The sequence below is a fragment of the Paucibacter sp. M5-1 genome (assembly GCF_027498415.2).
Classification (GTDB): Bacteria; Pseudomonadota; Gammaproteobacteria; order Burkholderiales; family Burkholderiaceae_C; genus Roseateles_E.
Window position 1 is genome coordinate 4,435,758 of the sequence record NZ_JAPZLM020000001.1, and the last position, 13,221, is coordinate 4,448,978.

The following is a 13,221-nucleotide window of genomic DNA, read 5'->3' on the forward strand; positions in this document are numbered from 1 at the left end:
TATAAAACAAGGGCCACGAGGAGACGCATGAAGCCCGCCGCCGCTGCCATCGACGAGTCCACCCGGGCCAGCTGGGAGCGGCTGCCATGTCCCGTGGCCGTGGTCGATGCGCAGGGCCGGGTGCTCGGCGCGAACGGGCTGTTCGCCGGCCTGAGGACGGCACCGGGCTGGGACTGGCTGGATGTCGAGTCGCGCGACGAGCTGCAGCTGGCCTGGCAGCGCCCGGCCGATTTCGAGCTGGAGCTGGCGCGCGCGCCGGGCCCCGGCTGGCTGGTCTGCCGCTCGCGCTGGGACGCCGCGCTGCAAGCCCATATCAGTGTCTGGCAGGACCTGCTCAGCAGCAAGGCGGCCGAGCAGGCCGCGCAGCTGCGGCTGCTGGCCGACCATGTGCCGGCGCTGATCGCGCTGTATGACGCGGTGACCCACCGCTGCCTGTTTGCCAACCGCGAATACGCCCATGCTTTCGGCTTCACCGAGCGTTCGGTGCTGGGCCTGACCTTTGCCGAGGTGATAGGCCCGGAGGCGGCCCAGCGCATCCAGCCCTATGTGGAACGGGTGCTGCGCGACAAGCAGCCGGCCCAGTACGAGCGCCAGTTGCTCGGACCGGACGGCCGGCCGCGCTGGATCGAGGTGCAGCTGATTCCGCATCTGGACGCTCAGGGCCATTCGCTGGCCAGCTTTGTGCAGATCCTCGACATCACCAAGTACCGGCTGGCCGAGGCGGCGGTGCGCGAGTCCGAGGCACGGCTGGACAAGTTCATGCAGGCCTCGATGGAGGGCATCCTGTTTCACCGCGACGGCATCATCACCGATGCCAATCCGCCGCTGTGCGATCTGGTCGGCTACAGCCTGGAGGAGCTGGTCGGCCGGCCGGCGCTGGATTTCGTCGCGACCGACGAACTGCAGAAGGTCGGCCGGGTGATGAGCGAGGGCCGGGAGCTGCGTTACGAAAGTGCGGTGATGCATCGCGACGGCACACGCATCCCGGTGGAGTTCATCGTGCGCACCCTGGTGCGTGATGGCGAGCGCCTGCGCATGAGCATCGTGCGCGATATCCGCGAGCAGCTGGCGGCGCAGTCGCGCATCCACCATCTGGCCCATCACGACAATCTGACCGGCCTGCTGAACCGCGCTGCCTTCATGGAGCGCCTGGTGCCGGCGATGCAGCGCGCCGAGCGAGGTGGGCAGCGCCTGGCCCTGCTGTTCATCGACCTGGACAATTTCAAGCGCGTCAACGATTCGCTGGGTCATCTGGAAGGTGACAAGGTGCTGGTGACGGTAGCCCGGCGCATCTGCGACTGCCTGCGTGCCAGCGATCTGGTGGCGCGCTTCGGCGGCGACGAGTTTGTCGTGCTGCTGGACGATATCCATCAGCGCGACGATGTGCTGGTGGTGCTGATGGCCCTGCTGTCGGTGGTCGAGGTGCCGGTCAGCGTCAACGGGCGCGACCTCTTCGTGACGCCCTCGATCGGCATCGCCGTCTACCCCGAGCATGGCGACAGTGCCGAGGAGCTGATCCAGCATGCCGATACCGCGATGTATCTGGCCAAGTCCGATGGCCGGGCCAGCTACCGCTATTTCGAGCCGGCGATGGCGGCGCGCGCCTATGCCGATCTGGTGCTGGAGAGCGAGCTCAGCGAGGGCCTGGCGCGCGGCGAGTTCCGCCTTCACTACCAGCCCCAGGTCGATGCGCGCGACGGCCGCCTGGTCGGCGCCGAGGCCTTGCTGCGCTGGCAGCATCCGCAGCGCGGCCTGCTGAGCCCGGACGCCTTCATCGGCGTGGCCGAGCGGCATCGGCTGATGGTGCCGCTGGGCGAGTGGGTGATGCGCGAGGCGGCCAGGCAGTCGCGGCTGTGGCATCAAAGCGGTGTCGCGGCGGTGCCGATCGCGGTCAATCTCTCGGCCATGCAGTTTCGGCTCGAGCGCTTTGCCGATACCGTGCGTCAGGTGCTGGCCGAGGCCGGCGTGCCGGGCGCGTGGCTGGAGCTGGAGCTGACCGAGCGCATGCTGATGGACGATATCGGCACGGCCCCGGCCACGCTGACCGCGCTGCGCGCGCTGGGCCTGTCGATCTCGGTCGACGATTTCGGCACCGGCTACACCTCGCTGGCTCATCTGACCCAGCTGCCGCTGGACAAGCTGAAGATCGACCAGGGCTTTGTCGCCAAGCTGCCCGGCGATGCCGGTGCGCTGGCCATCACCCGCGCCATTGTGCAGATGGCCCAGGGCCTGGGCCTGCGGGTCGGTGCCGAGGGCGTGCGCAGCCGCGCGCAATGGCAACTGCTGGCGGACTGGGGCTGTGATGATTTGCAGGGCGAGCTGATCGCCGCCTCGATGTCGGCCGAGCAGTTCGAGGCCTGGCTGCACAGCCGCCAGAGCGCCCTTCCTACAATGGCGCAATGACAGCGCATGAAGGCAGGCCCACCCCCCTGCAGACCCTGATTCGCGAAGCCGTCGCCGAGGCCGGCGGCTGGCTGGGCTTCGACGACTTCATGGCCCTGGCCCTGTATGCGCCGGGCCTGGGCTATTACAGCGGCGCGCGGCAGAAGTTCGGCGCGATGCCCGCCGATGGTTCAGACTTCGTCACCGCGCCCGAGCTGTCGCCCTTGTTCGGCCGGGCGCTGGCCGCCCAGCTCGAGCAGGCGCTGACGGCCACCGCCACCGACACCGTGTTCGAGTTCGGCGCCGGCAGCGGCGCGCTGGCGGCGCAGCTGCTGCAGGCCTTGGGCGAGCGCGTGGCGCGCTACTGCATCGTCGACCTGTCCGGCTCGCTGCGCGCGCGCCAGGCCGAACGCCTGGCCGCCTGGGGCGACAAGGTGCAGTGGCTGGACGCGCTGCCCGAGCGCTTTGCCGGCGTGGTGGTCGGTAACGAGGTGCTGGACGCGATGCCGGTGCAGCTGATGCGCTTCGATGGCCAGCAGTGGCTGGAGCGCGGTGTCATCTGGACGGGGGCAGGTTTGGCCTGGGGCGAGCGCGAAACCGGGCTGAGCCTGCCGGCCGAGGTGGCCAATGACCCCTACCCCGGCGGCTATCTGACCGAGCTGCACGCGCAGGCCGAGGGCTTTGTGCGCACGCTGGCCGCCGGCCTGCAGCGCGGCGCGATCTTTCTGATCGACTACGGTTTTCCCGAGCGCGAGTACTACCACCCGCAGCGCGCCGGCGGCACCGTGATGTGCCATCACCAGCACCGCGTCGATGCCGATCCGCTGGCCCTGGTCGGCGAGAAGGACATCACCGCCCATGTCAATTTCACCGGCATCGCGCTGGCCGGGCAGGACGCCGGCCTGACCGTGCTGGGCTACACCAGCCAGGCCAACTTCCTGATCAACTGCGGCCTGACGGCGCTGCTCTGCGAGGCCGACCTGGCCGGCCGCGCGATGGCGCACCGGTTGATCGCCGAGCATGAGATGGGCGAGCTGTTCAAGGTGATCGGCTTCGTCGCGGGCGAGAGCTTCGAGGCCCTCGGCTTCGCGGCGGGCGACCGCTCGCACATGCTCTGAGCGAAGCCCCGCCTCAGATCGGGGGCAGTGCTTGCAGCGCCTGCAGGCGCGCGGCCTGCACCGCGCGGCCGATCGCTGGGCCGGTCTTGCCGGCCGCCAGTGCGGCGGCGCTGACGGCGCCCAGATCGAGGGCCTGCAGCGTCTGCAGATCGCGCTGCAGCAGCGGCCGCTGCGGGTAGGGCCTGTCCTCCAGCCCGAGCCGGCCGCGCGCATCGCACTCGCAGGCCAGCAGCAGCTGCTCGAAGCGCTCGGGCCGGCGCCAGGCATCGCAGCGCTCCAGCAGGCGCAGCCGGGCCTCCGGGCCGAAACCTCCGCTCTGGTGCACATGGGTGTGCTCGCGCGCCATCAACTCGGCCAGCTCGCGGCAGTCGGTCGGCACCCGCCAGCGCTCGCTCAAGGCGCGGGCCAGCGGCACACCGCGGCCCTCGTGGCCGATATGGCGGGGCAGGGCCTCGACCGGCGTCAGCCCCTTGCCCAGGTCATGGCAGAGGCTGGCATAGCGCACCGGCAGCGGCGCCGCGAGCCGGGCACAGGTGTCGAGCACCATCAGCAGATGCACGCCGGTATCGATCTCCGGGTGATGGGCCTCGGGCTGCGGCACGCCGAACAGCCGCTCGATCTCGGGCGCCAGCCGCGCCAGCGCGCCGGCCTCGCGCAGCACCGCCAGCATGCGCGAGGGGCGCTCCTCCATCAGCCCGCGCGACAGCTCCTGCCAGACCCGCTCGGCCACCAGCGCATCGACCTCGCCGGCCGCCACCATGCGGCGCATCAGTGCCATGGTTTGCGGCGCCACGGTGAAGTCGGGCAAGCGGGCCGCGAAGCGCGCCAGCCGCAGGATGCGTACCGGGTCCTCGGCAAAGGCCTCGGAGACATGGCGCAGCACCTTGTCGGCCAGATCCTGACGGCCGCCATAGGGGTCGACGAGGGCGCCGGCCTCGTCCTCGGCCATCGCATTGATCGTCAGATCGCGCCGTGCCAGGTCTTGCTCCAGCGTGACATCGGGCGCGGCATGGAAGGCGAAGCCGTGATAGCCGGGCGCGGTCTTGCGCTCGGTGCGAGCCAGCGCGTACTCCTGATGGGTCTGCGGGTGCAGAAAGACCGGGAAGTCGCGCCCCACCTGCAGATAGCCCTGGTCCAGCATCTGGGCCGGGCTGGCGCCGACCACGACCCAGTCGATGTCCGAGACCGGCCGGCCCAGCAGAGCGTCGCGCACCGCGCCGCCGACACGAAAAGTTTTCATCCGGCCATCTTAGGTCGGCGCCCGCCCCCCGCGAAAAGGGGGTTCAATTTAGGGGGGTGTCCGGCTACATTCGTGCCCGAGACCTAGGGGAATTCCCTGGGTTACAAGGCCGCGAGGCCCAAGAACATCCAGAGGGATTCATGAAAATCAAAGCAATTGTTGCTGCCGCATTGCTGGCAGTGGGTGGTGTCGCTTCCGCAGCCGATACCAATTGGGGCAACCATGACGCCTTCGAAATCGGCTTCAATGCTGGCACTGGTGCGGGCAGCCTGATCAGCGACAAGTACAGCTTCAGCCTGGCCAGCACGGCCGGCGTGCTGGCGGTGGCGGTGTCCAACGACGGCGGCATCCTCAACCTGGCCGAAGGTCTGGTCACGCTGTTCAAGGTCGGCGAGGCCGCGGCGCTGGGCTCGTTCAGCTTCGATTCGGCGGCCGTCAACTACTCGTTCGGCTCGCTGGCCGCTGGCGAGTATTTCTACACGGTGTCGGCCAAGGTGGCCCCCGGTGCCCTGGCTGGCACCTATCAGCTGAACTCGCAACTGGCCCCGGTGCCGGAACCCGAGACCTATGCCCTGATGCTGGCCGGTCTGGCCGCAGTGGGCTTTGTGGCTCGCCGCCGCAGTATCAAGGCCTGAGTTTTCTCGGCCATATGAGAAGGGCGCCAGTGGCGCCCTTTTTTCATGTCCGCGCGCTGCGGTAGGGTTCCTCGAAGTCTAGAAAATCCTGCTCCGCCAGCGCGTCGCTGATCCAGTCGGCGACGCCGGGCGCCTGGCGCACGCGCTGGGCATAGGCGGCGCTGGCGGGCGACAGCGGCAGGCCGTAGCTGTGGATGCGCATCACCACCGGCGCGAAATAGGCGTCGATGGCGCCGAACTCGCCGAACAGGAAGGGGCCGCCGCTGGCCGCCAGCTGTTCGCTCCAGATCGCATCGATGCGGGCCAGATCGGCGCGCACCTGGGGCTGCTCGGCCAGCAGGCGGGTGCCGACCTCGGGCAGGCTCGCTTCGATATTCATCGGGCAGTTCTGGCGCAAGGCGCCAAAGCCGGCGTGCATCTCGGCGCAGAGGCTGCGGGCACGGCTGCGCTGTCTTACATCGCGCGGCCAGATCGGCAGCTCGGGATGGCGCTCGGCGATGTGCTCGGCGATCGCCAAGGTGTCCCAGACAGCGAAGCCTTCGTCCTCGATCAGCACCGGCACCTTGCCGGTCGGCGTGTAGCGGGCCAGCTCGCGGTAGAAGTCCGAGCCGGGCGCGAAGTCAAAGCGCAGCTTGCGTTCCTCGAAGGGGATGCCGAAGGCCTTCAGCAGCACCCAGGGGCGCATGGACCAGGAGGAGTAGTTCTTGTTGCCGATGATCAGATGCATTGGGGGTTTCCTCGTCAAAACCCCGTCATCCTAAGCGGCGCCATGCGTCTCGTGGGTGAGGCTTGCGCAAGGGATTGATGCGCCCGCCGCACGCGAACGGCGCGCCAGGATCTCAGCGTCCGGCGCCGGCACGCCAGCGGTCCAGCCGCGCCAGGCCCAGCCCGCTGCCCAGATAGGTCGGCACGATGGCGGAGGCCGCATGAGCCTGGATGCCCAGCTCGGCCAGGCCCGGCAACTGGCCGCCGGCCACATTGGGCAGCTGCATCGAGGCCAGGTTGTCGCGCGACATCAGCGGCTCGCCGGGCAGCAGCTCCAGCGCGACGGCCTGCAACCAGGCCAGCGGCCCGGGCAGCGGCAGGATGGGGCGGGCATGGCCGACACAGCGCCCGGCCAGCCGCACCAGCTCGGCCAGGCTGGCCACCTGGGGGCCAGCCAGCTCATAGGTCTGGCCCACCGTGTCGGCGTCGACCACACAGCGCACGATGGCGGCCGCCACATCCTCGACCCAGACCGGCTGGAAGCGCGCCTTGGCGCCGGCCAGCGGCAGCAGCGGGAACAGCGTCTGCAGCCGCGCGAACAGGTTCAGGAAGCGATCACCCTGGCCGAAGATCACCGAGGGCCGCAGCAGGGTCAGATCCAGGCCCTGCATCTGCGCGGCGGTCTGCAGCGCGGCCTCGCCATGGGCCTTGGAGCGCAGATAGCGCGAGGGCGCCTGGTCCGACACGCCCAGCGCGCTGACATGGATCAGCCGGCGCACGCCGCTGGCCCGGCAGGCCGCCGCCAGGCGCTGCGGCAGCTCCACATGCACATGCTGGAAGGCCGCCTCGCTGCCTTGCAGGATGGCGACCAGATTGATCACCGCATCCTGCTGAGCCAGCAGCGCGCGCAGCTGCGCCTCGTCGAACAGATCGGCCTGCAGCACCGTCAGCCCCGGCAGCGACTGCACCGCCTGGGCCGCACGCAGGCGCCGGGTCGGCACGGTGATGCGGGCGGCGCCGCCAAACTCGCGCACCAGCTGCTCGCAGACCGAGCGGCCGACAAAGCCGCTGCCGCCGAGGACCAACACGCGAGGATTGCCGGTGCTCATGGCAGGTCCTGATTGATGGGCGCAGCGCCGGCCGGGCCGATCAGTCGGCCCAGGCGCGAGCGCAGATCGGGCGGCTCGGTGCCCAGCAAGGCGGCGTAGATGGTCGCGTTGGAGAGCACGCGCTTGACATAGTCGCGGGTCTCGTGGAACGGGATGTTCTCGGCCCAGATCGCGGCATCCAGCGGCGGCCCCTGGCGCCAGCGGCGCGGGCGCGAGGGGCCGGCGTTGTAGGCGGCGGCAGCCATCGCCATCGAGCCGCCGAAATCATCGAGCACCAGCTTCAGGTAGCGGGTGCCTATGCGCAGATTGAAATCGCGGTCGGTCAGCAGCTCGGGCCGGTAGTCGATGCCGACCTTCTTGGCGGTCCAGCGCGCGGTGCCGGGCATCACCTGCATCAGGCCCGAGGCGCCGACATGGGAACGCGCATCGCTGACAAAGCGCGACTCCTGGCGGATCAGACCATAGACGTAGGCCGGGTCCAGCCCGATCTCGCGAGTCTGCGCCAGCAGCTCGTTGCGATAGGGTGTCGGAAAGCGCTGGGCCAGATCGATCTCGCCGCGGCTGCGCTCGCTGGTGTTGATGCAGCGGTCCCAGACCTCGCGGTCGCAGGCGATCTGTGCGGCGGCCAGCAGCTCTCGGTCGCCCATGCCGCGCAGGCTGAAGTTCCACTCGCGCACCCCTTCGCCGCGCAGCCCGGCCGCGATCAGCGCCAGCGCCCGGCTCAGGCCCGGGTGGTTCAGGGCCTGGGCCTTCTCGGCCGCGCTCAGCGCCAGCGGGGTGGGCGGCAGCGCGGTGCGCTGGCCCAGCTCCTCGGCCGCCAGCTTGCCGTAAAAGCTCAGCGGCGAGGCCAGGCCCTGCAGCAGGCGCTGGGCCTCGGCCTGCTTGGCGGCGGCGCTGCTCTGCTTGAGCGCACGTGCCTTCCAGAACTGCCAGGTCGGGTCCTGCTGCTCGGCAGCGCTCATGAGCTCGATCGCGCGCAGCAGCAGGGCCGGGCGGCCCGCGCCGTCATCGGCGCGCAAGGCCGCGCGGGCGGCCCGCGCCAGGGTTTCGTCGCTCCACTCGGGCGCCTTCCTGCCCTGCAGCTTCAACGCCTTGTCGTAGTAGTCGGCCGCCTCGGGCTGCAGCTTGAAGGCGGCCGAGCGACCGATCTGGGCCCAGACCCAGGCCGCCAGCTCGTGCGGCAGTTGGCGCTCCCAGCGCTTGTTCATGAACTCGGCTGTCACCTCGGCGTCGTTGGCGGCGCTGCGTATCAGGGCCAGCGTGGTCAGCTCGTCCTGCTGGCGGTTGCTCGCGGCGGCCTTGCGGGTCAGGTAGCGGCCGGCGCTGTCGAGCAAGGCCTTGACCTCGGCCTCGACCGGCTTGCCCAGCAGCCGGGCGGCCGCCTGCATCGCCTGCGGCCGGCCGGCCTCGGCCGACAGGCGCAGCTTGAGCCAGACATCCTCGGTGTCCAGGCGCTTGGCCTCATACAGTGCGCCGGCCATCAGCTGGCAGCCGTCGTCGGCATCGCGCTGCGCCAGCCAGGCTGAGCGGGCCGCCACGCGCACATCGCGGCCGGCCAGATGCTCGGTCAGCAGCGCATAGCAGCTGACCTGGCGGTCGTCATTCATCTTGAAGCGCGGATAGTCCTGCGCGAAGTTGGCCCAGTCGCGGCGCCGGCCCAGCTCCAGCAGCCAGTCGTTGCGCAGGCGGTCCTCGACATAGCTGCCTGGCCAGCGGGCGTAGAAGGCCTCCAGATCGCTCTGCTGCAAGTCCTTGAGCCGCAGGCCCAGCTCCCAGTAATCGATCCAGGGGGCCAGCGGGTACTGGCGTTCCAGCGCGCTGGCCTTCAGCGCGGCCAGGCGCTGCCCATCCCTGGCACGCAAGGCATCGCGGGCCTCGGTGATCAGCTCGGGTTTCGCGGTCGGCTGTGCAAGACTTGTCCCTGCCGCCAGGCCCAGCGCCATCAGCGCGGCCAGGGCCCGCCGCCCAGCTTCATATACTGCCAACAACATTCTTTCCTTCATCGGTGCTTCGGTGTCCCAGACTTCTACAGTACCCCATGAACGCGCCGCGCTGCGCACTCATTTGCTGGCCGCGCGTGCGCAATGGCTCGCTTCGACGCCCGGCCAGGCCGCCGCAGCCGCCTTGGCGCAGCGTCTGCGCGAGCTGCTGGAGCAGCTGGAGCCGCAATGCCTGGGCCTGTACTGGCCGCTGGACGGCGAATTTAACGCAGTGAGCGATCTGCTGGCCCATGCCTTGCCGGAGCCGCCGGTGCTGGCCCTGCCCTATGCCTACAAGGCCTCGCGCCGGATGGACTACCGGCGCTGGGACGGCAGCCCGCCGGCCTTGCAGGACGAATGCGGCATCGCCAGCTGCGCCGGCGCGCCGGTGCAGCCCGATGTGGTGCTGGTGCCCTGCGTGGGTTTCACCCGCGAAGGCTACCGCCTGGGCTACGGCGGCGGCTATTTCGACCGCTGGCTGGCCGCCCACCCAGGCGTGACCAGCGTGGGCCTGGCCTGGAGTTGCGGCGAGGCGAGCTTCGCCGTCGAGCCGCATGACCAGGCGCTGACCCTGGTGCTGACCGAGCACGAGGTGATCAGCCCCTGAGCTCTTCCGCCTCGCCGATATCGCGCCGCGACTGCGCGGCCTGCGCCAGTATCCAGTCGCTGAACTGCTGCACCTCGGGCCGGTGGCGGCCGTGGCGGGACAGCAGCAGCCAGTAGGCGTAAGGGCTGTCGAGCCGGCCCCCGGGGCCGAAGGGCTCGATCAGATCGCCTCGATGCAGCTGCTCGCTGACCAGGGCCAGCCGGGCCAGCGCCACCGCCTGGCCCGCCAGTGCCGCCTGCACCTGCTGGTAGGTGAAGTTCAGATACATCCAGCGCCGCGGCTGCAGGCCGCCCTGGCCGTGTTCGCGCAGCCAGCGCCGCCAGCTCAGGTATTCGGCGCTGGGGCGCTGGTCGTCCTCCTCGGCCAGCGTGTAGCGGGCCAGATCGGCCGCGCTGGCCAGCGGCGGCATCTCGCCCTGCGCGGCCTGGCGCGCCAGCCAGGGGCTGATCACCGGGGTCAGGGTCTCGCCGAACAGGCGCTGCGCCTCGCTGCGGTCGGCGAGCTGGCCCGGCGAGGCATAGCGCAGCGCGATGTCGACCTCGCTGTCGTCGAGCTCGACCACGGTATCGTGGGCCGAGACGCGGATGTCGATGTCCGGATGCTCGCGCTGGAAGGCCTCCAGCCGCGGGATCAGCCACAGCGAGGCAAAGGAGGCAAAGGTCGTCACGTTGACGACCTGGCGGCCGCGTGTCTGGCGGATCTGGCGCACCGTGCCGTCCAGCTTCTCCAGCACCGCGACGGCCGTGCCCTGCAGGGTGGCGCCATCGGCGGTCAGCTCGACATGGCGGGTGCCGCGCAAGAACAGCGTGCAGCCGATCTCCTCCTCCAGCGTGCGGATCTGGCGGCTGATGGCCGACTGGGTCAGGTAGAGCTCTTCGGCGGCGGCGCGAAAGCTCAGCAACCGGGCCACCGCCTCGAAGGCGCGCAGCGGACCGATCGACAGCGGACGTTGGCGGAGTGGCTTACTCATGAGCAAATGGTATCAATCCTGCGCGCTCATCTCATTGGACGGTGATTCGGGTAGTCCCTAGTATTCACCCATGCCAAGCAGCTGTTGCTGCCGCAGAGCCAGGGGAATCAATCATGAGCAAATTGCAATCCACAGTCGCACAAGCCCAGTTCTCGCAATCGGTCTGGTCGCTGCCGTCCGGCGAGGCCCTGAGCCTGGAGATCGGCCCCGGTGCGCGCGAGCTGAGCGTGGTCGAAGGCCGGGTCTGGCTGACCCAGGCCGGCAGCCTGCAGGACATCTGGCTGGAGCCGGGCCAGAGCGTGTCGCTGGCCTCGGGCAGCCAGATCGTGCTGGAAGCCTGGCCGAGCGCACAGTTTCAGCTGCTGGTGCCGCCCAGCGCCTGCCCGAGCCTGGCGCGTCGTGCCCGGCCGGCCGCAGCCACCAGCAGCGCGGCCTGGCTGAAGCCGGCCGGCCTGGCGACCGCCTGAGCCTTGCGCTATCGATAAACCCGCTCACGCGGCGGGTCGGGGCTCCCGCACAATCGCGGCACCGCAGCACTTGGATGGAGCCCCGCGTGGATGTCAATGATCGAGCCGCCCTGCGCCGCAAGCTGATTCAGGACCGGCTGGACCTGCCGGACCGCCTGGCGCTGGCCGAGCAGCTGCAAAGCGTGCTGCGGGTCTGGCTGGTGCGCCGCCGCGAGAGCACCATTGGCGCCTACTGGCCGATCAAGGGCGAGTTCGATCCGCTGCCGGCGCTGTACCGCTGGAGTGAGGCCGACCCCCAGCGCCGGATCGGCCTGCCGGTCGTCGACAAGGAACACGGCACGCTGCGCTTTCATGTCTGGTATCCCGGCTGCCCGATGGAGGAGGATGCCTACGGCATTCCCAAGCCCAAGGACACCGAGGTCTTCGAGCCGCAGCTGATGATCGTGCCCTGTCTGGGCTACGGCCCCTGCGGCCTGCGCCTGGGCTATGGCGGCGGTTTCATGGACCGCACCCTGGCCGGCCTGACGCCGCGCCCGGCCACCGCCGGTGTCGGCTATGCCCATGGTTTCCTGCCTCTGCTGAAGGCCGAGCCGACCGATATGCCGGTCGACGCGATGCTGACCGAGGAGGGCGTGGTCTGGGATGTGAACGGCTGATCGACAGACAATTCGCAGATGAATGATTCCTCCTACGCCCAACACCTGTCCCGCCTGCAAGCGCAGGCCGAGAGCGCGCTGGCCCGCAGCGGCTTCGATGCCTTGCTGATCGCCGCCGGCATCGAGAAGTACGCTTTTCTCGACGACCGGCCCTATCTGTTCCAGCCCAATCCGCATTTCAAGCACTGGCTGCCGCTGACCGCGCATCCGCACAGCTGGCTGCTGGTGCGCCCGGGCCACAAGCCGCGCCTGGTGTATTACCAGCCCGATGATTTCTGGCATGTGCCGCCGGCCGACCCCAGCGGCGAATGGTTACCCCATGTCGAGCTGTGCGTGATCGGCCGGCCCGAAGACGCGCTGGCGCATCTGCGCGTGCCGGGCCGGCTGGCCATCATCGGCGAGGCCGATGCGGCGCTGGAGGGCCTGGTGCCCAACAATCCTGCGGCGCTGCTGAACATGCTGCACTGGCAGCGTGCGGTGAAGAGCGGCTACGAGCTGGAACAGATGCGCGCCGCTTCGCGCCGTGCGGTGCCGGCCCATCGGGCCGCCAAGGCCGCCTTCGAGGCCGGCGCCTCGGAGCTGGACATCCACCGCGCCTATCTGGCCGCCAGCGGCCATACCGACCGTGACCTGCCCTACAGCAATATCGTCGCGCTCAACGAGCACGGCGCGGTGCTGCACTACCAGTATCAAGACCCGACCCCGCCGGCCCAGTCACGCTCGCTGTTGATCGATGCCGGCGCCCAGGTCAATGGCTACGCCTCGGACATCACGCGCACCTGGAGCGGCCGCGACGAGTATTTCGACGCCTTGCTGGCGGCGATGGAGGCGGCCCAGCTGGCCCTGGTCGACGAGGTGCGTGCCAGCGTCGACTACCGCGACATCCATCTGAGCACGCACCGCCGCATCGCCGCCATCCTGGCCGAGCAGGGCATCGTCCGCATGAGTGCCGAGGCCCTGGTCGAGCAGCACGTCACCAGCACCTTCTTCCCGCACGGCATCGGCCATCTGCTGGGCCTGCAGGTGCACGACATCGGCGGTTTCATGGCCGATGACAGCGGCGCGCTCGCGCCCAAGCCCGAGGGCCATCCCTATCTGCGCCTGACGCGCCGGCTCGAGCCCGGCATGGTGGTGACGATAGAGCCGGGGCTCTACTTCATCCCCACCCTGCTCGACAAGCTGCGCGCTACGCCGGCCGGCAGCGCGGTCAACTGGAGCCTGGTCGAGCACCTGGCCCGCTTCGGCGGCGTGCGCATCGAGGACGATGTGGTCTGCCGCAGCGACGGCGCGCCGGAGAACTTGACGCGGGATGCGTTTGCGGTGGTGGGGTGATGGAGGGTGGGGCGCGACTGC

At 69.6% G+C, this 13,221-nt stretch carries 12 protein-coding genes; 7 read left to right on the plus strand and 5 right to left on the minus strand.

Going from position 1 to position 13,221, the window contains the following annotated elements; translation table 11 throughout:
• The first annotated feature begins 27 nt into the window (after positions 1-27).
• Together O5M90_RS21060 and O5M90_RS21065 are read left to right on the plus strand one after the other, a co-directional pair.
• Positions 28-2,403, plus strand: a complete 2,376-nt coding sequence (locus O5M90_RS21060) for an EAL domain-containing protein (protein ID WP_269838200.1) — start codon at positions 28-30, stop codon at positions 2,401-2,403.
• Entirely contained in the window at positions 2,400-3,500 is a 1,101-nt protein-coding gene (locus tag O5M90_RS21065; RefSeq protein WP_440402317.1) for a class I SAM-dependent methyltransferase, read from the plus strand. Before O5M90_RS21060 ends, O5M90_RS21065 begins: the two co-directional genes overlap by 4 nt.
• Before the next feature lie 13 nt (positions 3,501-3,513).
• Here the strand turns inward: O5M90_RS21065 and O5M90_RS21070 are convergent, their stop codons facing one another.
• Positions 3,514-4,740, minus strand: coding sequence for a multifunctional CCA addition/repair protein (locus O5M90_RS21070; protein ID WP_269838198.1), 1,227 nt, complete (start codon positions 4,738-4,740; stop codon positions 3,514-3,516).
• 140 nt (positions 4,741-4,880) lie between these two features.
• Between O5M90_RS21070 and O5M90_RS21075 the strand changes: the two genes are divergently transcribed.
• Complete coding sequence (locus O5M90_RS21075) at positions 4,881-5,375, plus strand: FxDxF family PEP-CTERM protein (protein WP_269838197.1); 495 nt, start codon at positions 4,881-4,883, stop codon at positions 5,373-5,375.
• A gap of 43 nt (positions 5,376-5,418) precedes the next feature.
• Here the strand turns inward: O5M90_RS21075 and O5M90_RS21080 are convergent, their stop codons facing one another.
• The 3 genes from O5M90_RS21080 to O5M90_RS21090 form a co-directional block, all read right to left on the minus strand.
• Positions 5,419-6,102, minus strand: coding sequence for a glutathione S-transferase family protein (locus O5M90_RS21080; RefSeq protein ID WP_269838196.1), 684 nt, complete (start codon positions 6,100-6,102; stop codon positions 5,419-5,421).
• A gap of 112 nt (positions 6,103-6,214) precedes the next feature.
• Positions 6,215-7,189, minus strand: coding sequence for a complex I NDUFA9 subunit family protein (locus O5M90_RS21085; protein WP_269838195.1), 975 nt, complete (start codon positions 7,187-7,189; stop codon positions 6,215-6,217).
• Positions 7,186-9,180 carry a lytic transglycosylase domain-containing protein gene (locus tag O5M90_RS21090; RefSeq protein WP_269838194.1) on the minus strand — a complete coding sequence of 665 codons (1,995 nt, stop codon included), beginning with the start codon at positions 9,178-9,180 and terminating at the stop codon, positions 7,186-7,188. Before O5M90_RS21090 ends, O5M90_RS21085 begins: the two co-directional genes overlap by 4 nt.
• 22 nt (positions 9,181-9,202) lie before the next feature.
• On the opposite strand from O5M90_RS21090, the gene O5M90_RS21095 reads away from it, so the two are divergent.
• Positions 9,203-9,775 (plus strand): 5-formyltetrahydrofolate cyclo-ligase, encoded by a 573-nt coding sequence (locus tag O5M90_RS21095; RefSeq protein WP_269838193.1) that lies wholly within the window; start codon positions 9,203-9,205, stop codon positions 9,773-9,775.
• On the opposite strand, the gene O5M90_RS21100 is transcribed toward O5M90_RS21095, so the two are convergent.
• Complete coding sequence (locus O5M90_RS21100) at positions 9,765-10,745, minus strand: LysR substrate-binding domain-containing protein (RefSeq protein WP_269838192.1); 981 nt, start codon at positions 10,743-10,745, stop codon at positions 9,765-9,767. The genes O5M90_RS21095 and O5M90_RS21100 overlap by 11 nt on opposite strands.
• Positions 10,746-10,858: 113 nt before the next feature.
• Here O5M90_RS21100 and O5M90_RS21105 point away from each other — a divergent pair, with 113 nt between their 5' ends.
• The 3 genes from O5M90_RS21105 to pepQ all read left to right on the plus strand — a co-directional run bounded on the left by O5M90_RS21105 (position 10,859) and on the right by pepQ (position 13,200).
• Positions 10,859-11,212, plus strand: coding sequence for a DUF2917 domain-containing protein (locus O5M90_RS21105; protein WP_269838190.1), 354 nt, complete (start codon positions 10,859-10,861; stop codon positions 11,210-11,212).
• An 86-nt stretch (positions 11,213-11,298) separates the two neighbouring features.
• Positions 11,299-11,868 (plus strand): 5-formyltetrahydrofolate cyclo-ligase, encoded by a 570-nt coding sequence (locus tag O5M90_RS21110; protein ID WP_269838189.1) that lies wholly within the window; start codon positions 11,299-11,301, stop codon positions 11,866-11,868.
• Between the two features lie 18 nt (positions 11,869-11,886).
• The gene (gene pepQ / locus O5M90_RS21115; RefSeq protein WP_269838188.1) at positions 11,887-13,200 is read left to right on the plus strand and encodes a Xaa-Pro dipeptidase; all 1,314 of its coding nucleotides are present in this window, start codon (positions 11,887-11,889) and stop codon (positions 13,198-13,200) included.
• Positions 13,201-13,221: the final 21 nt, after the last annotated feature.

Coding starts and splice junctions, on each gene's coding strand:
- O5M90_RS21080 (WP_269838196.1), bottom strand. CDS start 6,102: ATGCATCTGATCATCGGCAACAAGAACTACTCCTCCTGGTCCATGCGC.
- O5M90_RS21090 (WP_269838194.1), bottom strand. CDS start 9,180: ATGTTGTTGGCAGTATATGAAGCTGGGCGGCGGGCCCTGGCCGCGCTG.
- O5M90_RS21070 (WP_269838198.1), bottom strand. CDS start 4,740: ATGAAAACTTTTCGTGTCGGCGGCGCGGTGCGCGACGCTCTGCTGGGC.
- pepQ (WP_269838188.1), top strand. CDS start 11,887: ATGAATGATTCCTCCTACGCCCAACACCTGTCCCGCCTGCAAGCGCAG.
- O5M90_RS21100 (WP_269838192.1), bottom strand. CDS start 10,745: ATGAGTAAGCCACTCCGCCAACGTCCGCTGTCGATCGGTCCGCTGCGC.
- O5M90_RS21105 (WP_269838190.1), top strand. CDS start 10,859: ATGAGCAAATTGCAATCCACAGTCGCACAAGCCCAGTTCTCGCAATCG.
- O5M90_RS21060 (WP_269838200.1), top strand. CDS start 28: ATGAAGCCCGCCGCCGCTGCCATCGACGAGTCCACCCGGGCCAGCTGG.
- O5M90_RS21065 (WP_440402317.1), top strand. CDS start 2,400: ATGACAGCGCATGAAGGCAGGCCCACCCCCCTGCAGACCCTGATTCGC.
- O5M90_RS21085 (WP_269838195.1), bottom strand. CDS start 7,189: ATGAGCACCGGCAATCCTCGCGTGTTGGTCCTCGGCGGCAGCGGCTTT.
- O5M90_RS21075 (WP_269838197.1), top strand. CDS start 4,881: ATGAAAATCAAAGCAATTGTTGCTGCCGCATTGCTGGCAGTGGGTGGT.